The following is an 18,809-nucleotide window of genomic DNA, read 5'->3' as shown; positions in this document are numbered from 1 at the left end:
CACCCCCTCAACCGGGAAACCCCTGATCTCGATCGCCGCAAGATTCCCTCAAGTCACAGCAAGGGGCGCCGAGTCGACGGCACCCCCGGCCCGGCACCCCTCCCACCGCGGATCTTTGGCACACGCATACCTGTTGATGACCTGTACCTGACCTATGCGTGACTTGTGCATGGCCTGCCCGCCCCTACAGTCCGCTCGGCTGTATCGCCCCACTTCACAGAGGACTCAGAGATCCCCATGCGTCACTCGTTCCCGTACCGTCCCGCCAGAACGCTGCTCGCCGTCGCGGTGCTCCCGCTGGCCCTGGCGGCCTGTTCCTCCGGAACCTCCGGCACCTCGGACCACCCCTCCTCCGCCCCGACGAAGGCGGCCAAGGACCCCGACGCCGGTCTGCTGACGGGCGCCCGGCTCAAGAAGGCGCTGGCGCCCGCGTCCTTCTTCGCCTCCGGTTTCGCGGTCGACCCCGACGGCGCACGGGACTCCGGGGCGGCGTACACCGCGCCGTCCGCGTCCGCCGCGGCGAAGCCGGACTGCTCCCTGCTCGGCGGCACCAGCTGGATAGCCGTCACCGGCGTCTCCGGGGTGTCCTTCGCGCAGAACGACTACGTCAGCAAGGCCACGTCCGAGGACATCGCCCAGGAGATCGACACCTTCCGCGGCGCGACCGCGGCCGAGGTGCTGAAGGGCCTGGAGAAGACCACCGCCGCCTGCGCGACCTTCACCGACACGCAGACCCACAGCCAGGTGAAGGTCACCGGTGCGGCCACCCCCGGTCTGGGCGACACCGCGTACACCCTCACCCTGACCGACAGCGCCTGGCAGAACGGCACGACTCTGCTCGCCGTGCGCTCCGGAACCGACGTCGTCAGCGTCCTGTCCACCGACGGGCACGACAACGGCGCGGCCACGGCCGCGAAGCTCGCCGCGCGGATCGTCACGTCTCTGCGGGCCGAACACCAGCGCGCATGACCTCCAGAATGGGAACATGACGGCTCGGAGGGTGTCCCCGGAGTGTCTTGGGGCGGCTCCGGGGAGTCTCGGGGGGCTTGACGGTGAGCATGGACAAACGCCTGGAGGCCGGCTGGATCCAGCGGATCGCGTGGTCGGTGCTGGCCGTGGGGTCGCTGGGTCTGCTGGTCTGGGTGCCGTTCCTGTACGTGGCGATCCGCCGCGGCCGGGTCTCGGACTGGGGCGCCTTCGCCGCGTTCCTGCTGTACGAACTGGTGACGCTGCCGTGGGCGACCACCCCGCAGAGCGACTCGGGTGATCCCATCCTCGGCGTGGTCGCACTGGTCAGCATCGGCATGGCCGTGGGCATGCTGCTGTTCGCGGTGTTCGACAAGCGGCAGCCGAAGTACGGCACGGTCGGCCGGGGTCCGGTGCCGGGCCGGATGCAAGGACCCGTACAGGGCCCGGCGCAGGGGCAGGTCCACGGGCAGGGCGGCCCGGTACAGGGCGGCCCGGTACAGGGCAACCCGTACCTGCGCTAGTGCCGCGGCGGGACGGGCAACGGCGGTCGAGTGCCGCTGCCCGCCCGGTCGGCCGCCGGCCCCGCCCGTCGCATCAGCCGCGCCGGGTGCGCCGCAGGACCCGTACGGCGGGCCAGGCCAGCAGTGCGCCGACGCCCCAGAGGAAGACGGTGAGCGCCGCCCATTCACCGATGCTGGACTCCGGGTCCGAGAAGCCGAAGACGGTGTAGGCGAGCGCCAACAGGGACCACAGTCCCGCGAGGACACCGAAGATGACGAGCAGCGCGCTCTGGCCGCCGGTACGCCGTGCCGGCGCCGCCTTCGCCGGCGAACCGGCCCCCTCGCCCCCGCCCGTCTCCGGTAGCGGCCGCCGCTGCCGGGGCGGCAGCCGGACCACCGCGCTCGGGTGCACCGCGGCGTCGATGGTCGCCATCGTGTGCGCGTCGATGCCGTTGAGCCCCGGCTCCACCTCCACGGACAGACCGTCGTGGCCGATGAGTCTGCGCCCGCCGTCGGGCCAGTTCAGTACCGCCGCGCACGCGCGGTAGAGCACGGTGGCCGTCTGGTCCCCCGCCGTCACGCTGACGCCCTCGCTCCCGACGATCAGCGAGGGACCGCCTCCGCGCCGAGGGGCGAACGTGGTCCCCGTGACCGCGTACGACGAGCCGGTCGGCGCCTGCGCGTACCCGGCCCAGTCGGCGCTGTGGCCCGCGGGCGCCTGCAGCAGGGCGGTCCCGGCGGCCTCCACCGCGACCCCGTACAGATGCTGCGGGGTGATCGCCCACAGCTCGGAGCGCAGTTCGTCGAACCCGCGCGGCGCCCGGTGGGCGAGGAGGTCCTCCGCAGCGCCGGGCAGCCGCCGTACCGCCGCGTCGGACGCGGTCAGCGTCGCGTCGGCGCGGGCGCGTACGGCGTCCAGGTCACCCTGCGCGATCCGGCCCGCCTGGAGCCCCGCGAGGACGTCCACGAAGCCGCCGAGCACCGCGTCCTGCTTCGCGGGCAGCGCGTCCGCGAAGGCGGTGACGACCGCGAAGCCGTCCCGTCGTGACGTGTAGTCGGTGGCGGCCGTGTAGGAGTAGCCGCCCTCCTGCCGCAGCGCCCGCGACAACTCCCGCTCCAGCACGCCCGCGTACAGCCGGGCGGCGGTGCTGTCGCCGACCACGCTGTCCAGCAGGACACCGCCCTTGCCGTCGGAGAAGTAGGCCGGGGCGGTGGGCAGGGCCGACGTGACGGCGGGCATCGGACGGCGGTGACCCGCGGGCAGCTTGAGCGAGAGCCCGGCCGGCAGGCGTTCCCCCGCGATCCACAGTACGGCGTTGTCCCGGGTGAACCAGGTCTGCGCCCAGTGCCGCAGGTCTTCCGGCCGCAGATCCCGTACGCCCCACTCCGGGTAGCTGACCAGCCCGTACCCCTGCGCTCCGTAGCGCCACAGCGGCAGTTGACCGGGCTCCCGGCGCGCCTCCTCGGTGCGCAGGATCTCCTTCTCGGTCTCCAGCCGCTCCATGGGCAGGTCGGTCAGGGAGGCGCACACCCCCTCCAGGTGGGCGACGATCTCGTGCTCGGCGCCCTCCGCGTGGAAGTGGGTGAACGCGCCCTTGGTCGCGCCGTTGAAGTGGTAGTCGGCCAAGCCCTGGCGGTGCAGGGCCAGGTGCTCGACGAGATGCGTGATCCCGGACCGGGCGAGCGTCTCGTCGGCGACACCGACCCGGAAGACCAGTCCGGCACGCATCGGCCCGGTGGCGTACGCGAAGAGGGTCGGTATGCCGTCGACCTCGGTGGGGTGGATGGCCTGACTCATCTGCTCAGCCTTTCGCGAGCGCGGCGGAACGGTGGCGGACGTACGCTTCCGCGGGCTCCCCGAAATAGGTCCAGGGGTACTCGGAGGCGAGGTTGCCCAGCGCGCGGAAGTGCGCGGCAGCGCGGGCGGTGTCGCCGATCAGCGAGAAGAGCGCCGCGAAGTGGCCCTGCACGGTGACCCAGCCGTACACCGGCCGGTAGTGCGGGTGCAGCACGGACCGTTCGGCGGCCTCGACGAGTTCGGAGTGGACGTGGGCCTGGCGCAGATACGCCGTCCGCTCCTGCCCGGCGGACAGATCGAGCCAGCGTTCCAGGTGCACCTCCGCCACCAGGCCGCCGCTGAGCGTCCCCTCGGGCGCGTTCAGCAGGCACTCACGGGCGAACCCGTGCGCCGCCTCCCAGCTTCCGCTCCACTTGGGGCACAACTGCTGGAGCAGCCCGCTCTGTCCGCTGTAGTGGTGCGGATGGTGGGCGGCCAGCCGGTCGTAGCGCCGCCGTGCCTCGTTCTGCCCGAGCTGCAACCCCCTGGCCGTCGTCAGTCGCGAGGCCCAGGCCGCGTCGTGCGCCGGATCCAGGGCGGTGGCCCGGATGAGCAGCTGCTCGGCCTGCCGCAGGTGCGCGCGCAGCCCCGCGAACTGCTCCCGGCTGACGTCCTTGGCACGCGCGCTGCTCCGGATCTCCCAGCCCAGCATCACTTCGCGTGTCCCGAGCAGTGTCAGGGCCAGTACGTCGTGGGGCGCGGCGGCGACCATCTCGCGCAGCGGGTGTTCCACCCCGGGGATGTCGGCGATCACGCCGACGAGGAACGACCGGTTGACGTCCTGCGGGAGCCCGTCCGCGTACTGCCTGATCCCGGCCCAGTCCCGCGCGGCGACGGCCTGCCGCAGCCAGCCGGCCTCGGGAAAGGCCGAGGCGAGCTCGAAATCGGGAGGTGGGAGGGGTGGTGCTTCGGGTGACATGGCGCGGATCTTAAGCGAGCCCTGTGACAACGGGACAAGAGGATACCCGGTGCGGTAATTCCGCGGTGTGCACGGGACTTCGACAGGAATGGGTTCGAGAGGCGTAACTGCCCTTGCCTCACCGGCCCCCGGGGTACCTGAGGGCTACACACGTTCCCCGGGCGGCTATATACTCCGCCTGGCAAATCTGCCGTGCCGCGCTCGAATGCATCCCCGTTCGACAGCGCGCCCCCACGCACTCGCTCACTCGCCCGTCGGCATCGCCGTGCGTTCTTTTGCTCTGCCCTTGCGCTCCCTTTGCGCGGCCTTTTCCTTTCCCATTCTCCCCGAATACCAAGGAGCCCCCGTGTCTCTCAACGCACGCCGTCGACGCCAACTGCTGGAGGCCACCGGCCCCTTGCTGCTCCAGGGGGAACAGCTCGAACTCGCCACGCTGGCGGCGGTCGGCACGGTGTCCGTGCGCAAGCAGGTCCTGACCGCGGCGGTGGTCGGCGTACTCACCGCCGGAACGGTGACGGCCACGGTCAGACCGCGCCCGCTGTACCTCGCCCTGACCGATCAGCGCCTGCTGTTCTTCGACGGGAACAACGGCGGGAAGCCCGGCAAACTCCTGATGAACCTGCCCCGCCCCTATGTCTCCGTCGGCGCGACGAAGAAGGGCCTCCTCGGCCTCACCCTGATAACCCAACTGTCCGTAGCGGAACAGGAACAGTCCCTCAAGGTGACCTTCCCCGTCCAGCATCGCGCGGACGGCCATCAGTTCGTGTCACTTCTCCCCGTCACGCGCTGACACCCGGGCTCCCGTTCCGGCGAGGGGCGGCCGTCGAACCGATCACGCGACGGCCGCCTTTCCCCTGCCCCCGTCTCCCATGGGCGGCCCCGACTCACACCGAAGCGGTTTCCCACCCCTGCCGAACGGACCGCCGCCGAACGGATATCCACCCCACGCTTCCGCGTAACGACACGCGGGGAACAGCCCACGCCCACGGCCGGCCCCGCCAACTCGGCGGTCCGACAGCCGCCCTGCGCCCAACCCGGCCCACCCGCCACGGCCGACACCTCGCGTCACCCCGCTCGGTCGGCATCCCGCTCGGCCGGCACCTCACAAGGCGCCGTCACCGAACCCGTCACCGGACCGAGCGGCACGCAGGACCTTCGCGCTCAGGGCGCGGATCCGGGCGTGATCGGCAGGCGTCAGTGCCGAGGTGAGGGCGGCGACGCGCTCGTCCATCTCGGCGGTGCACCGGTCGGTGAGCTCCCGGCCGAGCGGGGTGAGCGCGACCAGGACGGCCCGTCCGTCATGGGGCGAGGGCTCCCGCCGCACCAGGCCGCGCTTCTCGGCGCGGGTGACCAGTCCGGTCATCGAGGACTTGTCCAGGCCCAGGTGGCGGGCGAGTTCGAGCATGCCGGGACGGCGGTCGCGCAGGATGCCCAGGAGCCGGGCCTGAATGAGGGAGAGGTCGTGCTCGGCCGCCATGCGCGCCAGCACGCCCTGGACCAGGAACGACAGTTGGACAAGGGCGTCCACGGTGCCCTGCGGTTCGTCGTCGGCCGGATCGTCCGTCACGGCCGGGGTGTGACTGGAGGTCATGGCGCCTTCCTCTGTTCGCCGCCATGCGGCTTGGTACGTAACCCAAACTACCTTGACTCGGTACGCGCCACAAACTATCGTCACGGTCGACAGGTAGTACGTGCCACAAACCACTCGTGCGCTCGTCCGGTCCCGGGAGGCCAGCCATGCATGCCGCCGTAGTCCACTCCTTCGACACCCCGCCGCGCTACGACACCGTCGACACCCCTCGCCCCGAAGGCGCCCACGAGGTCCTGGTGGACGTCCTGGCCGCCGGTCTCCACCCCCGCGTACGCTCCGGCGCCGACGGCACCCACTACACCTCCACCGACACCCTGCCCCTCGTCCCCGGCATCGACGGAGTCGGCCGCACCCCGCAGGGCGAACTGCTCTACTTCGTCGCCCCGGACACCGCCCTGGGCACCATGGCGGAGCACGCCGTCGTCGACCGCCGCCGTGCCCTCACGCTCCCGGACGGCACCGATCCGCTCGCGGTGGCCGCCGCGATGAACCCCGCGATGTCCTCCTGGGTCGCCCTGCGCCGCCGCGTCACCCTCCAACCCGACGCCAGGGTCCTGGTCCTGGGCGCGACCGGGAACGCCGGACAGCTCGCCGTCCAGATCGCCAAACACCTCGGCGCCGCCCATGTCGTGGCCGCCGGCCGCGACCCCGAACGCCTCGCCCTGCTGCCCGGCCTGGGCGCGGACGAGACGGTCTCCCTGCTGGGTGAGCCCAAGCAGGTCGCCGACGACCTCGGCCGGACCGCCGGCGACGCGGACGTCGTCATCGACTACCTGTGGGGCCCGGCCACCGAACAGGCCATGCCCGCACTGCTCTTGGCCCGCCCCGACCGCGCCAAGGCACTGGCCTGGATCCAGATCGGCTCGGTGGCCGGGGCGGAGATCACCCTGCCGTCGGCCCTGCTGCGTGCCGCGAACCTGAACCTCATGGGCAGCGGCCAGGGTTCGGTCACCACGGCCGGAATCCTCGCCGAACTCCCCTCCCTCGCACGGGAGATCACCTCCGGCACCCTGGCCGTCGCCCCTCTTCCCCTCCCGCTCTCCGAGGTCGAACGGGCCTGGACCGCCCCGACGGCCCCCGGCCGGCGCGTCGTGCTGACCCCGGGCGACTGACCGGCTTCCTGCCCAGTGTCATGAGCCGCCCAGACCGCCACCGCAGGCCGGGCACCGGTGGCCTCGGTCAGTGCCGGTCGGGGTCCGGCGGGCCCCGCACAAGCACCACGGCTCCCGCGGCCGGCGGCCGATGCCGACGGCCGCGTCCGCCCTACCGGTCCTGCTCAGCCGCCGCACTGCTGCAGCATCATCCGCTTGTCCGCGGCCGTCACCGGAAGGTCGTACTTCAGTGACACCTGGGCGAAGCGCACCACGTAGGAGCAGCGGATCTGCTTGTTCGGGGGCAGCCAGGTCGCGGGCCCCGAGTCGCTCTTCGCGCCGTTGGTCGGTCCGTCCACCGGGATCAGGTTGAGCGGGTCATTGGCGATGTCCTCCCGCTTGCCCTTCGTCCAGTGCGAGGCGCCCATCTGCCAGTCGTAGGACAACGGCATGACGTGGTCGATCTGGACCGTCGTGGCGCGGGACTTGGCCCACTCGATCGTCTTCCCCGTGTACGGGTCGTGCAGCGTCATGGACGTGATGATGCAGTCGGAGCCGGACCGGAAGCGGGCCTTCTCACCATCGCGCTTCAGGAGATCGTTCCGCGAGTCGCAGCCGTTGTGGGCGAAGGGGATGCCGCCGGGAGCCGAGTCCATCCAGGCGTAGCCGAACTCGTCCCTCTTGTACCCGGTCTTCGGTCCGCGTCCCTTCGTCGCCACCTTCCCGATCAGCGACCGCGCCTTCGCCTTGTCCGCCGTGGAGGTGATCACCGCCATCCCCGGCTTCGTCCCGTCCGGATTGTCCAGCGGGTTCACGGCCCGGCTGTTGCCCGCGGTCGGGACGGCGGAGCCGGAGGGGCCGGCGTCCGCGGGCGGAGCGATGTCCTTGCAGCCGGTGACCACCAATCCGGCGGCCACGACTGCGGCGGACGCCAGGAGGACACGCCGCCCTCCGCCGCTGTACCTCATGCGCCTCTCAGCAGGCATGGCGCACCGCCCCCTGGACGAGCCGAGAGAACTCCGCGCCGAGCGCGGCGCCACCGGCCGCGGTCCCCTTCGGTTCCGCGGCGCCACCCATGCCCTCCTGGCAGCCTCTGGTTCCGGCACCCACGGTGAACACCGTCAGCGCGGCCATGGCCGCTCCACCCCTCAGACGCACCACGACGCCCCTCCCCTTGCCTCCCCGGATCCGCCCCGTGCGGGCGCATCTCCCCTGGTGCCCACGGTAGCGGCCGGTATGCCATGGTCATACCAACCTTCAACGGGCAATAGGCGCACGCCGGGCGTATCGTCGGAGGTGACCCACCTCCGGAGGGAGTTCCTGGATGGGTATCTTCGACAGGTTCAAGGACCACGCGAAGTCCAAGGGCAAGGACATGTCCGACACCGCGGAACGGGACGTCAACGAGAAGACGGGCAACAAGTACACCGGCCAGGTCGACGACGCCCAGCAGCGGATCGAGGGCGCGACGGGTCTGGAGGGTGGCCGTCCCGGCCGCCCTGACCGGCCCGACCAGCGGTAGCCCTCGCCGGGCCGTTGCCCCTCGGACACGCGGAAGCGTGACTCACCCGTACGCGCCGCGTCGTCCACCGCCCGACCGTGACACCCAGCCGTCCGCGACGGACAACTCCCGCGGACGGCTTCTCCTTTGCCCCGCGTCACCACGCCTCGTGCCACGCGGGCACTCGCGCGTCACACCCGCCCGATCCCCAGGGTCGACGCCGAGGGCAACAGCCCCGAGCCCAGGACCGCGACCCAGAACTCGCCGAGCAGTTCGACGAGGCGGGCGCGGTCGACTGCGGACAGCGCCCCCCAAGGGGCGGCGGCGAGTTCGTCCGTGCGTCGCTCGACCTCCGCGCGGAGGTCACGTCCCGCGGGGGTGACGGCACCGGATTCCGTCACCAGGCCGCGTGCGACCAGCCGTTCCCGTGCGGCGCTCCACTCCTCGGCACTCCAGCCTCGGCTCTCGAAGCGCCGCACGGAGGCCGCCCCGACCGCCGCGAACGAGACCAGGGCCTCGACGGGGTCGAGTCCGGCGACGAGGAGCGCCGCGAGGTGCCCGTCGCCACGGTGTTCGCGCAGGATCGTCGCCGCGTGCCACAACTGGAGGTGCGGGGCCTTCGGCCACGGCAGCTCCGCGTTGGCGGCGGCCAGGGGACGGCCAGCGGTGTTCGCGGCCCTGCTCCTCGGCCACAACCTGGACGGCACGGTCGGCGACCAGGACCCCGAGGAGGTCTTCCGCGCCCTGACGGGAATGCTGTTCACCGAGCCACCGGCGTGACCCCGGGGCACCGGCCCCACGACAGGGGGCCGGCCGCCACCGGTCCCCTGCGCGGCGCCGGCACCTCGCCGGCACCTCGCCGCCACCCGGGAACCGCCACCCGGGACCCGGGACCCGGGACCCGCCTCTACGATCCCAGGATCGTCGCCAGGAACTCCCCGGTCCACCCCAGCAACTCCCGCCCGACCAGCGGCTTCCCGCCCACCTTCGCGGTCTTCGGGCGGGGCACCAGCAGCTGGTGGGCGGCCGGCTTGATGACCGTGCCCGGGTAGAGCCGCTGGAGGCGCAACTCCTGCGACTCCCGCAACTCCGCCGGTGCGAAACGGATGTTGGTGCCCTGGAGCACGACCTCGCCGACCCCGCACGCCCGCGCGAGCATCCGCAGCCCGGCGACCAGCAGGAGGTTCTCCACCGGCTCGGGCAACTTGCCGTAGCGGTCGACGAGTTCCTCCCGTACGGCCTTCACGTCCTCCTCCGTGTTGGCGGAGGCGATGGCGCGGTAGGCCTGCAGGCGCAGCCGCTCGCCCGGCGCGTAGTCGTGCGGGACGTGCGCGTCGACCGGCAGCTCGATCTTGACCTCCAGCGGCGGCTCCTCCTCCACACCGCCCTCCAGCTGCGCGCGGTAGTCGGCGACCGCCTCGCCGACCATGCGTACGTACAGGTCGAAGCCGACGCCCGCGATGTGGCCGGACTGCTCGCCGCCGAGCAGGTTTCCGGCGCCGCGGATCTCCAGGTCCTTCATCGCCACGTACATACCCGCGCCCATCTCGGTGTGCTGGGCGATGGTCGCGAGCCGCTCGTGCGCCGTCTCCGTGAGGGGCTTCTCCGGCGGGTAGAGGAAGTACGCGTAGCCGCGCTCCCGGCCTCGTCCGACCCGGCCGCGCAGCTGGTGCAGCTGCGAGAGGCCGAAGTTGTCGCCGCGCTCCACGATCAGTGTGTTCGCGTTGGAGATGTCGATGCCGGACTCGACGATCGTCGTCGAGACGAGCACGTCGAACCGCTTCTCCCAGAAGTCGACGACGACCTGCTCCAGGGCCTGTTCCGACATCTGGCCGTGGGCCGTCGCGATGCGCGCCTCGGGGACGATCTCCCGCAGCCTGGCGGCCGCGCGGTCGATGGACTCGACGCGGTTGTGGATGTAGAAGACCTGGCCCTCGCGCAGCAGTTCGCGCCGGATGGCGGCGCCGATCTGCTTCTCCTCGTAGGGGCCGACGAAGGTGAGCACCGGGTGCCGCTCCTCCGGCGGGGTGGTGATCGTGGACATCTCGCGGATGCCCGTGACCGCCATCTCCAGGGTGCGCGGGATCGGGGTCGCGGACATCGTCAGGACGTCGACGTTGGCGCGCAGCTTCTTCAGCTGCTCCTTGTGCTCGACGCCGAACCGCTGCTCCTCGTCGACGATGACCAGGCCCAGGTCCTTGAACTTCGTCTCCGCGGAGAACAGGCGGTGGGTGCCGATGACGACGTCCACCGAGCCCTCGCGCAGCCCCTCCAGGACCGCCTTCGCCTCCGTGTCCGTCTGGAAGCGCGACAGCGCCCGGACGTTCACGGGGAACTGGGAGTAGCGCTCGCCGAACGTGCCGAAGTGCTGCTGCACGAGAAGCGTCGTCGGTACGAGCACGGCGACCTGTTTGCCGTCCTGCACCGCCTTGAACGCCGCGCGGACGGCGATCTCCGTCTTGCCGTATCCCACGTCGCCGCAGACCAGGCGGTCCATCGGGACCGTCTTCTCCATGTCCTCCTTGACCTCGGCGATGGTCGTGAGCTGGTCGGGGGTCTCCGCGTACGGGAAGGCGTCCTCCAGCTCGCGCTGCCAGGGCGTGTCGGCGCCGAAGGCGTGTCCCGGGGCCGCCATGCGCGCGCTGTACAGCTTGATCAGGTCCGCGGCGATCTCCTTGACCGCCTTCTTGGCACGGGCCTTGGTCTTCGTCCAGTCGGCGCCGCCGAGGCGGTGCATGGTCGGTGCCTCGCCTCCGACGTACTTGGTGATCTGCTCCAGCTGGTCGGTCGGGATGTAGAGGCGGTCGCCGGGCTGGCCGCGCTTGGCCGGCGCGTACTCCACGACCAGGTACTCGCGGGTCGCGCCCTGCACCGTCCGCTGGACCATCTCGATGTAGCGGCCGACACCGTGCTGCTCGTGCACGATGTAGTCGCCGGCTTCGAGGGTCAGCGGGTCGATGGTCTTGCGGCGGCGGGCGGGCATGCGCGCGCCGTCCTTGCCGGCCGCCTTCTGGCCGGAGAGATCGGTCTCGGTGAGGACGGCGAGCTTGAGCGTGGGGTCCACGAAGCCGTAGTCGATCGAGCCGCAGGAGACGTGCACGACGGACGGCGCGATGTCCGCCAGGTCGGTTTCGAGGCGGGCCGCGATGCCCTCGCCGCCGAGCACCTCGACGGTACGGGCGGCGGGGCCGTGCGCCTCGGTGACGTACACCGTGCGCCAGCCCTCGGCGAGCCAGCCCTTGGTGTCGGCGAGCGCGCGGGCGGTGTCGCCGCGATAGGTCTCGGGGGCGTGCATGCCGAGTTTGAGGGTCTCCGCGTCGCCCGCGCCGGAGCCCTCGGTGAACGACTCGTCGGCCGCGAACGGCGACACCGACCACCACATCATGCCCAGCTCGCGCGCCCGGTCCCGGACGTACGCGATGGACCGCAGGGAGGCCGCGTCCACGTCGATGGGGGCCTCGCCGCCGCCGGCGGTCGCCGCCCAGGACGCCTGCAGGAACTCCTGCGAGGTCGCCACCAGGTCCGCGGCCCGGGTCCGTACCCGCTCGGGGTCGCACACGACGGCCATGGAGCCCTTGGGCAGCACGTCGAGCAGCAGCTCCATGTCGTCGACCAGGACCGGGGCCAGCGACTCCATGCCCTCCACGGCGATGCCCTCGGCGATCTTGCCGAGCAGCTCGCCCAGCTCGGGGTGGGCCTCGGCCAGCCGGGCGGCCCGCTCCCGTACGTCGTCGGTGAGCAGCAGTTCCCGGCAGGGCGGTGCCCACAGCCCGTGCTCGGCGACCTCCAGGGAGCGCTGGTCGGCGACCTTGAAGTAGCGGATCTCCTCGACGTCGTCGCCCCAGAACTCCACCCGGAGCGGGTGCTCCTCGGTGGGCGGGAAGACATCGAGGATGCCGCCGCGGACCGCGAACTCGCCACGCCTCTCGACCAGTTCGACCCGGGCGTACGCGGCTGCCGCGAGCGCTTCGACGATGCCGCCGAGGTCGGCACTCTGGCCGGTGCGCAGCGCCACCGGCTCCAGATCGCCGAGGCCCTTGACCTGCGGCTGGAGCACGGATCGGATGGGGGCGACGACGACGGAGACCGGGCCGGTCTCGGGGTCGTCGGGGCGCGGGTGGGCGAGGCGACGCAGGACGGCGAGACGGCGGCCGACGGTGTCGGAGCGGGGGGAGAGCCGCTCATGGGGAAGCGTCTCCCACGAGGGGTACTCCGCGACCGTGTCGGCGGGCAGGAGCGACCTCAGCGCCGCGGCCAGGTCCTCGGCCTCCCGTCCCGTGGCCGTGACCGCCAGTACGGTGCGGCCTGCCTCGCGGGCGAGCGCGGCCACCGCGAAGGGGCGGGCGGCGGGCGGGCCCACCAGGTCGACATGCATCCGGACCTCGCCGGTCGCGGCCTTCACCGCTTCCGCGAGAGCGGCGTCCTTGACGACGGCGTCGAGCAGACCGTGCAGGCTCATGAAGGGCTTCCATCCGGAGAGTGGGCAACGCGAAGGGCCCGACACGTCGCTACGGGCCGGGGATCTCCAGCCTACGACGGCGCGCTCCCTCACGCCGGGCCTGTGGACAACGCCCACGCCGGGCACCCGGCAGCGCGACGGGCCCGGCCGGGGAGGTGATCACCTCCCCGGCCGGGCCCGTTCCCCCGCGACCCCCGTGCGCGGCGGCCATGAGATCACCCGCGGTCACCCTCGGTCACTCTCGATCGACAGGCGGTCCCGAGTCGATCGTCCGTCGGTCGCAAGCCGTCTTCGGTCGGTCTTCGGTCGGTCTTCGGTCGTCGTCAGCCGGCCGTCAGTCGGTCGCGATCGCGTTCAGCACGTTCATCCGGCCTGCCCGGAACGCCGGGATCAGGGCGGCGAACAGGCCCACGAACGCCGAGCCGATGAAGACCGCGATGATGGTGCCCCAGGGGATCTCCAGAACCTTCAGGCCCTCCAGGGCCAGCAGCTTCTGGGCCGTCGCTCCCCAGGCCATGCCCAGGCCGAGGCCCAGCAGGGCTCCGAAGAGGGCGATGACGACCGACTCCAGGCGGATCATGCGGCGCAGCTGGCGGCGGGAGAGACCGATGGCCCGCATCAGGCCGATCTCGCGCGTCCGCTCCACCACCGACAGGGCCAGCGTGTTGACCACGCCGAGGACCGCCACGACGATCGCGAGGGCGAGCAGGCCGTAGACCATGTTCAGGAGCTGGCCGATCTGGTCCTTCAGTTCCTGCTTGTAGTCGGTCTGGTCACGGACCTCGTACTGCGGGTAGCCGGCCAGCGACTTCTTGAGGGCCGCGTAGGCGGTCTTCTCCTGGCCGTCCTTGGCGGTGGCGAACATGATCTGGTCCGGCGGGATGCGGTCGGCCGGGAGGTACTTCCGCATGGTCTCGGTGCTGACGTACCGCACGCCGTGGTCGATGGCCACGTCGTCGTCGGTGATCGCGGCGACCCTGAGCTTCGCCGTGCTGCCGCCCTTGAAGGCGACGGTGAGGGTGTCCCCGACCTTGACGTGGTGCTTGCCGGCGAAGTCGGAGCCGACGGACATGGAGTCCTTGCCGTAGGCGGCGGTCAGTTCACCGGCCGTCGTCTTGCGGTGCAGGTCCTGCGCGTAGCTGGGGTCGGCGGCCGTGACGCCGTCGCTGTCCGAGGAACCGTCGGGGGCGACGAGTTTCGCCTCGATGTCCCGGTAGTGCGTGACGTGCGACAGACCGGGTGTGGACTCGATGGCCTTGGCCGCCTGCGGGACGATCCGCTGGTTGCCCTGGATGATGAAGTCGGTGCCGACGGTCTTGTCGAGTTCGTCGGTCGCGGAGGCCACCATGGAGGAGCCGACCACGGAGAGGCAGGCGACCAGCGCGAGGCCGATCATGAGGGCCGCGCCGGTGGCGCCGGTACGGCGCGGGTTGCGCAGGGCGTTGCGCTCCGCCATCCGGCCGACCGGGCCGAAGAAGCGCAGCAGGACCGCGCTGATGACCCGGACCACGCCGCCGGCGAGCAGCGGGCCGATGATGACGAATCCGATCAGGGTCAGGACGACACCGGCGCCCAGCACCAGCGAACCGTCGCTCGCCTTGTCCGCACCGGCCGCCGTGTAGAGCGCGAAGGCTCCGCCGCCGGTGAGGACCAGGCCGATGACGCCGCGGACGAGACCGGCCCTGCCGTCCGCGGGGGTCCCGGCATCGCGCAGCGCGGCCATCGGGGAGACCTTGCCGGCCCGGCGGGCGGGCAGGTAGGCGGCGAGGACGGTGACGACGACACCGAGGAGGAGCCCGATGACCGGCGTGGTCGCCTTCACGGTCAGGTCCCGTGTCGACAGGTCCATGCCCGCCGCCGACATGAGCTTCATCAGGCCGACCGCGAGGCCGACGCCGGCGCCGACGCCGAGGACGGAGCCGAAGACGCCGAGCAGGGTCGCCTCGATGAGCACGGACCGGTTGACCTGCTTGCGGGACGAACCGATCGCCCGCATCAGGCCGATCTCCCGGGTGCGCTGGGCGACCAGCATCGAGAAGGTGTTGATGATCAGGAAGATGCCGACCAGGAAGGCGATACCGGCGAAGCCGAGCATGGCGTACTTGATGACGTTCATGAAGGAGCCGACACCGGAGCGGTTCTCGTCCGCGTTCTCCTTCTGCGTCTGCACCTTGTAGGACGTCTTCGCGGTGGTGCCGGCGCCGAGCGTGGTGGTGACGTTCCGCTTGAGCCGCGCGTCGGTGACGCCGCTCGCGGCGGATACGTTGATCTGGGTGAACCGGCCGGTGGCACCGAGCAGTTCACGCTGGGCGGTGGCGGTGTCGAAGTAGACGACGGCGGCACCGGGGTTGGTCACCTTGAAGGTGGCGATGCCGACGATCCGGGCCTTGAAGTCACCGGTGACGGCGATGGTGCGCAGTTCGTCGCCGAGCTTGAGGTGGTGCTTGTCGGCGGTGTCGGCGTCGACCATCGTCTCGGTCGGCCCGCGCGGGGCGTGACCGGTGGTGATCTCCATCGAACGCAGGTCGTTGCGCGTCCAGTTGCCCGCGATGGTCGGGGCGCCGTTGCTGGAGCCCATGTTCTCGTTGGCGCTGTTGACGACGGTCACGTTCATCGAACTGACCGCGCCTTCGGCGTACTTGACGCCGTCGGCCTTCTCGGCCCGGGTCAGCGCGGAGGCGGGCAGCGACTCCGGCCTGCCGTTCTGCGGGGTGCCGTCGGACGTGGCGGCCTTCGGCGAGACCGTCACATCGGCCGAGGTCGCGGCGAACAGCTTGTCGAACGTCGCGTTCATGGTGTCGGTGAACACCAGCGTGCCGCAGACGAAGGCGACGGACAGCAGGACCGCGACGGCCGAGAGGGCCATCCGCCCCTTGTGGGCGAAGAAGTTGCGCATCGAGGTCTTCAGGACGGTCATGACGTACGCCCCCGGGCGTCGAAGTCCTTCATGCGGTCGAGCACCTGGTCGGCCGTCGGCTGGTGCATCTCGTCGACGATCCTGCCGTCCGCGAGGTACAGGACACGGTCCGCGTACGACGCGGCCACCGGGTCGTGCGTGACCATCACGATGGTCTGGCCGAGCGAGTCCACCGAGCGGCGCAGGAAGCCCAGCACCTCGGCGCCGGCCCGGGAGTCGAGGTTTCCGGTCGGCTCGTCGCCGAAGATGATCTCGGGCCGGGCGGCGAGCGCCCGTGCCACCGCGACGCGCTGCTGCTGGCCACCGGAGAGCTGGGTCGGCCGGTGCTTGAGGCGGTCGGAGAGCCCGACGGTCTCGACGACCTGGCTCAGCCAGGCCTTGTCCGGCTTGCGGCCCGCGATGTCCATCGGGAGCGTGATGTTCTCCAGCGCGTTCAGCGTCGGCAGCAGGTTGAACGCCTGGAAGATGAAGCCGATCCGGTCCCGGCGCAGTTGCGTGAGCTTCTTGTCCTTGAGGCCGGTGATCTCGGTCTCGTCGAGGTGGATCTGTCCGCTCGTCACGGTGTCGAGCCCGGCGAGGCAGTGCATCAGCGTGGACTTGCCGGACCCCGAGGGGCCCATGATCGCGGTGAACCGCCCCCGCGCTATGTCCACGTCGATGTGGTCCAGGGCGACGACGCGGGTCTCTCCGGACCCGTACGCCTTCACGACCTGCCGCGCTCGCGCGGCAACGGCCGTACGCCCTCCAGTGCCCCCGTGCCTGGGAATGGTTACAGCCGATGTCACGGTAAGTCTCCTATATCGGTCGGCGGATGAGCCGTCGGTCCGCGGATGCGGTGTTCCTGGGTGGATGCGGTGCTCTTGGCTACGTCGGTAAGTCTGGCGGCGGGGGGTGCCGCGGCGCGCTGGTGCTCAGCGCAGTCTTTTGCTGGGGAAAACCCCACCCCCGGGAGTGCGGTCCGTACGACCCCCGTACGTCCCGACCGCGTCCCGACCGCTCGTCAGCGGCGTAAAGCCAGGTTAAGGACGCGCACCGCCCCGTCTCCTCCTCCGGCGGTACGAACCCTCCCCGAGCCGTAGTACGGAGGTACCCCTAGGGGCTGTCCACCCTCCGGTGGAGTCCTTCTCGGGGTCGGCTCCCCCCTCGGGCACGGTCAGCTTCCGCCCTGCCCCGACGTGAGGGTCAAGTGAGAGGGTGGCCCGAGGCGATGGATGCAAGGGGAAGGAATCCCGTGGACCAGGGGGACACCGAGATACGCGCCGCGGGGGCCGTACGTCCGGGGGCTCCCCCCGGCCGCCGGGGCGCGGTCGTCGCGGCACTCATGCTCTCCATGGCGCTCGCCGCGCTGGACTCCACCATCGTGTCGACCGCCGTACCGCAGATCGTCGGCGACCTCGGCGGCTTCTCGGTCTTCTCCTGGCTGTTCTCCGGCTATCTGCTCGCGGTGACGGTCACGCTGCCGGTGTACGGCAAGCTGTCTGACACCTTCGGCCGCAAGCCGGTGCTGATCACCGGCGCCGTCGTCTTCCTCGTCGGCTCGCTGCTCTGCGCCACCGCCTGGAACATGGCCGCGCTCATCGTCTTCCGCGTCGTCCAGGGCCTGGGCGGCGGCGCGCTCCAGGGCACGGTGCAGACGCTCGCCGCCGACCTCTACCCGCTCAAGGAGCGCCCGAAGATCCAGGCCAGGCTGTCCACGGTGTGGGCGACTTCGGCGGTGGCGGGCCCGGGTCTCGGCGGTGTGCTCGCCGCGTACGCGGACTGGCGCTGGATCTTCCTCGTCAACCTGCCGATCGGCGCGCTCGCGCTGTGGCTGGTCGTCCGTCATCTGCACGAGCCGGCCCGGGAGTCCTCCGGGCGGGCGCGCGTCGACTGGGCGGGCGCGCTCGCCGTCTTCGCCTGCGGCGGCGTCCTGCTGACCGCGCTCGTGCAGGGCGGGGTGGCCTGGGACTGGCTGTCGGCCCCCTCGCTCTCCCTGTTCGGCACGGGACTCGCGCTGATCGGGGCCGTCGTGGTGATCGAGCGCCGGGCGGCCGAGCCGATCATCCCCGGGTGGGTGTGGCGGCGCCGCACGATCGCCGCGGTGAATCTGGCGCTGGGCGCGCTGGGGCTGCTCATGGTCGCCCCCTCGGTGTTCCTGCCCACGTACGCTCAGGCGGTCCTCGGTCTGGCCCCGGTCACCGCCGGATTCGTGCTGTCCGTGTGGACGTTGAGCTGGCCGGTGTCCGCGGCGCTCAGCCAGCACGTGTACCGGCGCATCGGTTTCCGCAACACCGCGATGGCCGGCATCGGCGCGGCGGCCCTGATCCTGCTGGCCTTCCCGTTCCTCCCCTATCCGGGCGCGCCCTGGCAGCCGACCCTGCTGATGCTGCTGCTGGGAGGTGCCCTGGGCCTCTTCCAGCTCCCTCTGATCATCGGGGTCCAGTCGACCGTCGGCTGGGCCGAACGCGGCACGACCACCGCGTCCGTCCTCTTCTGCCGTCAGACCGGCCAGACCATCGGCGCGACCCTGTTCGGGGCGATCGCCAACGGGGTACTGGCCGCGCGGCTCGGCGGGGCCGGGGACCTGGACGCGGTGACGCGGGCGATGGCCTCGGGCGCGCCGGGCGAGCGGTTGCGGCACGCGGTCGCCGACGCGGTCCACGCCGTGTACCTCGGCGCCGCGTGCGCCGCCGTGCTCGCCTTCCTGGTGCTGCTGTTCGTGGCGCCGAGGCGCTTCCCGGTCCTCGACAACCCCGCGGACTGAGGACGTCGCCGCTCCCGCCGGGTGCGTGTTCCGGTGGGAACGGAGTCTGTCAGCGGGGTACGCGGGCGGGGCACACGGTTGCGAACACCCCCCACCTCAGACACCACTCCCCTACCTCTTCACACTTCCGTCACAGGGGTATACCTGGGCAACACCCCAGGTCAGCGAAGTAAGCGCATACCGACCGATCAGTTCGGCGAAACCCACGCCCACGAGGGCTACCTGCGAGTAACGTGCCTCGCCCACCCCCCTGCTCCCTGCGGTCCGCACCGGACCCGAGCC

General features: G+C 71.4%; 14 protein-coding genes and 2 pseudogenes. 7 read left to right on the top strand and 9 right to left on the bottom strand.

Going from position 1 to position 18,809, the window contains the following annotated elements; genetic code table 11:
• Nucleotides 1-237 precede the first annotated feature (237 nt).
• Together ABZV34_RS13260 and ABZV34_RS13255 are read left to right on the top strand one after the other, a co-directional pair.
• The gene (locus tag ABZV34_RS13260; RefSeq protein WP_356274471.1) at nucleotides 238-969 is read left to right on the top strand and encodes a hypothetical protein; all 732 of its coding nucleotides are present in this window, start codon (nucleotides 238-240) and stop codon (nucleotides 967-969) included.
• A gap of 89 nt (nucleotides 970-1,058) precedes the next feature.
• Entirely contained in the window at nucleotides 1,059-1,490 is a 432-nt protein-coding gene (locus ABZV34_RS13255) for a hypothetical protein (RefSeq protein WP_356274718.1), read from the top strand.
• Nucleotides 1,491-1,563: 73 nt separating this feature from the next.
• On the opposite strand, the gene ABZV34_RS13250 is transcribed toward ABZV34_RS13255, so the two are convergent.
• Both ABZV34_RS13250 and ABZV34_RS13245 read right to left on the bottom strand, forming a co-directional pair.
• Nucleotides 1,564-3,267: an insulinase family protein gene (locus tag ABZV34_RS13250; RefSeq protein ID WP_356274468.1), complete on the bottom strand. Its 1,704-nt coding sequence runs from the start codon at nucleotides 3,265-3,267 to the stop codon at nucleotides 1,564-1,566.
• 4 nt (nucleotides 3,268-3,271) lie between these two features.
• Complete coding sequence (locus ABZV34_RS13245; RefSeq protein ID WP_356274465.1) at nucleotides 3,272-4,225, bottom strand: hypothetical protein; 954 nt, start codon at nucleotides 4,223-4,225, stop codon at nucleotides 3,272-3,274.
• 346 nt (nucleotides 4,226-4,571) lie between these two features.
• On the opposite strand from ABZV34_RS13245, the gene ABZV34_RS13240 reads away from it, so the two are divergent.
• Nucleotides 4,572-5,015 (top strand): hypothetical protein, encoded by a 444-nt coding sequence (locus ABZV34_RS13240; protein ID WP_356274462.1) that lies wholly within the window; start codon nucleotides 4,572-4,574, stop codon nucleotides 5,013-5,015.
• Nucleotides 5,016-5,327: 312 nt separating this feature from the next.
• On the opposite strand, the gene ABZV34_RS13235 is transcribed toward ABZV34_RS13240, so the two are convergent.
• On the bottom strand, nucleotides 5,328-5,816 hold the full coding sequence (locus tag ABZV34_RS13235) for a MarR family transcriptional regulator (protein WP_356274459.1): 489 nt from the start codon (nucleotides 5,814-5,816) through the stop codon (nucleotides 5,328-5,330).
• A gap of 146 nt (nucleotides 5,817-5,962) precedes the next feature.
• On the opposite strand from ABZV34_RS13235, the gene ABZV34_RS13230 reads away from it, so the two are divergent.
• Nucleotides 5,963-6,928 (top strand): zinc-binding alcohol dehydrogenase family protein, encoded by a 966-nt coding sequence (locus tag ABZV34_RS13230; RefSeq protein ID WP_356274456.1) that lies wholly within the window; start codon nucleotides 5,963-5,965, stop codon nucleotides 6,926-6,928.
• A gap of 164 nt (nucleotides 6,929-7,092) precedes the next feature.
• On the opposite strand, the gene ABZV34_RS13225 is transcribed toward ABZV34_RS13230, so the two are convergent.
• Both ABZV34_RS13225 and ABZV34_RS13220 read right to left on the bottom strand, forming a co-directional pair.
• A complete protein-coding gene (locus ABZV34_RS13225; RefSeq protein WP_356274715.1) occupies nucleotides 7,093-7,875 on the bottom strand; it encodes an HNH endonuclease family protein in 783 nt (260 codons plus the stop codon).
• Between the two features lie 7 nt (nucleotides 7,876-7,882).
• Nucleotides 7,883-8,041, bottom strand: a complete 159-nt coding sequence (locus ABZV34_RS13220; RefSeq protein ID WP_356274454.1) for a hypothetical protein — start codon at nucleotides 8,039-8,041, stop codon at nucleotides 7,883-7,885.
• A 190-nt stretch (nucleotides 8,042-8,231) separates the two neighbouring features.
• Here ABZV34_RS13220 and ABZV34_RS13215 point away from each other — a divergent pair, with 190 nt between their 5' ends.
• A complete protein-coding gene (locus ABZV34_RS13215) occupies nucleotides 8,232-8,429 on the top strand; it encodes an antitoxin (protein WP_356274451.1) in 198 nt (65 codons plus the stop codon).
• A 170-nt stretch (nucleotides 8,430-8,599) separates the two neighbouring features.
• Here the strand turns inward: ABZV34_RS13215 and ABZV34_RS13210 are convergent.
• Nucleotides 8,600-9,085: pseudogene (locus ABZV34_RS13210) on the bottom strand (hypothetical protein); the annotation flags it as partial.
• Between ABZV34_RS13210 and ABZV34_RS13205 the strand changes: the two are divergent.
• A pseudogene (locus tag ABZV34_RS13205) lies at nucleotides 9,078-9,188 on the top strand (TetR family transcriptional regulator); the annotation flags it as partial. The pseudogenes ABZV34_RS13210 and ABZV34_RS13205 sit on opposite strands and share 8 nt — an antisense overlap.
• Nucleotides 9,189-9,315: 127 nt before the next feature.
• Here ABZV34_RS13205 and mfd read toward each other — a convergent pair.
• The 3 genes from mfd to ABZV34_RS13190 form a co-directional block, all read right to left on the bottom strand.
• Nucleotides 9,316-12,867, bottom strand: coding sequence for a transcription-repair coupling factor (gene mfd, locus ABZV34_RS13200; protein ID WP_356274448.1), 3,552 nt, complete (start codon nucleotides 12,865-12,867; stop codon nucleotides 9,316-9,318).
• Nucleotides 12,868-13,201: 334 nt separating this feature from the next.
• The gene (locus ABZV34_RS13195; protein WP_356274445.1) at nucleotides 13,202-15,784 is read right to left on the bottom strand and encodes an FtsX-like permease family protein; all 2,583 of its coding nucleotides are present in this window, start codon (nucleotides 15,782-15,784) and stop codon (nucleotides 13,202-13,204) included.
• Nucleotides 15,781-16,569 carry an ABC transporter ATP-binding protein gene (locus ABZV34_RS13190; RefSeq protein WP_168528507.1) on the bottom strand — a complete coding sequence of 263 codons (789 nt, stop codon included), beginning with the start codon at nucleotides 16,567-16,569 and terminating at the stop codon, nucleotides 15,781-15,783. Before ABZV34_RS13190 ends, ABZV34_RS13195 begins: the two co-directional genes overlap by 4 nt.
• Before the next feature lie 446 nt (nucleotides 16,570-17,015).
• On the opposite strand from ABZV34_RS13190, the gene ABZV34_RS13185 reads away from it, so the two are divergent.
• Nucleotides 17,016-18,527, top strand: coding sequence for an MFS transporter (locus ABZV34_RS13185; RefSeq protein WP_356274442.1), 1,512 nt, complete (start codon nucleotides 17,016-17,018; stop codon nucleotides 18,525-18,527).
• The last annotated feature ends 282 nt before the right edge of the window (nucleotides 18,528-18,809 follow it).

Origin of the sequence: Streptomyces sp. NPDC005195 (assembly GCF_040608315.1) — a bacterium.
GTDB lineage: Bacteria > Actinomycetota > Actinomycetes > Streptomycetales > Streptomycetaceae > Streptomyces > Streptomyces kaempferi.
This window is presented reverse-complemented; position numbering and strand designations above follow the sequence as displayed.

Coding starts and splice junctions, on each gene's coding strand:
- ABZV34_RS13255 (WP_356274718.1), top strand. CDS start 1,059: ATGGACAAACGCCTGGAGGCCGGCTGGATCCAGCGGATCGCGTGGTCG.
- mfd (WP_356274448.1), bottom strand. CDS start 12,867: ATGAGCCTGCACGGTCTGCTCGACGCCGTCGTCAAGGACGCCGCTCTC.
- ABZV34_RS13260 (WP_356274471.1), top strand. CDS start 238: ATGCGTCACTCGTTCCCGTACCGTCCCGCCAGAACGCTGCTCGCCGTC.
- ABZV34_RS13235 (WP_356274459.1), bottom strand. CDS start 5,816: ATGACCTCCAGTCACACCCCGGCCGTGACGGACGATCCGGCCGACGAC.
- ABZV34_RS13250 (WP_356274468.1), bottom strand. CDS start 3,267: ATGAGTCAGGCCATCCACCCCACCGAGGTCGACGGCATACCGACCCTC.
- ABZV34_RS13215 (WP_356274451.1), top strand. CDS start 8,232: ATGGGTATCTTCGACAGGTTCAAGGACCACGCGAAGTCCAAGGGCAAG.
- ABZV34_RS13245 (WP_356274465.1), bottom strand. CDS start 4,225: ATGTCACCCGAAGCACCACCCCTCCCACCTCCCGATTTCGAGCTCGCC.
- ABZV34_RS13225 (WP_356274715.1), bottom strand. CDS start 7,875: ATGAGGTACAGCGGCGGAGGGCGGCGTGTCCTCCTGGCGTCCGCCGCA.
- ABZV34_RS13195 (WP_356274445.1), bottom strand. CDS start 15,784: ATGACCGTCCTGAAGACCTCGATGCGCAACTTCTTCGCCCACAAGGGG.
- ABZV34_RS13230 (WP_356274456.1), top strand. CDS start 5,963: ATGCATGCCGCCGTAGTCCACTCCTTCGACACCCCGCCGCGCTACGAC.
- ABZV34_RS13220 (WP_356274454.1), bottom strand. CDS start 8,041: ATGGCCGCGCTGACGGTGTTCACCGTGGGTGCCGGAACCAGAGGCTGC.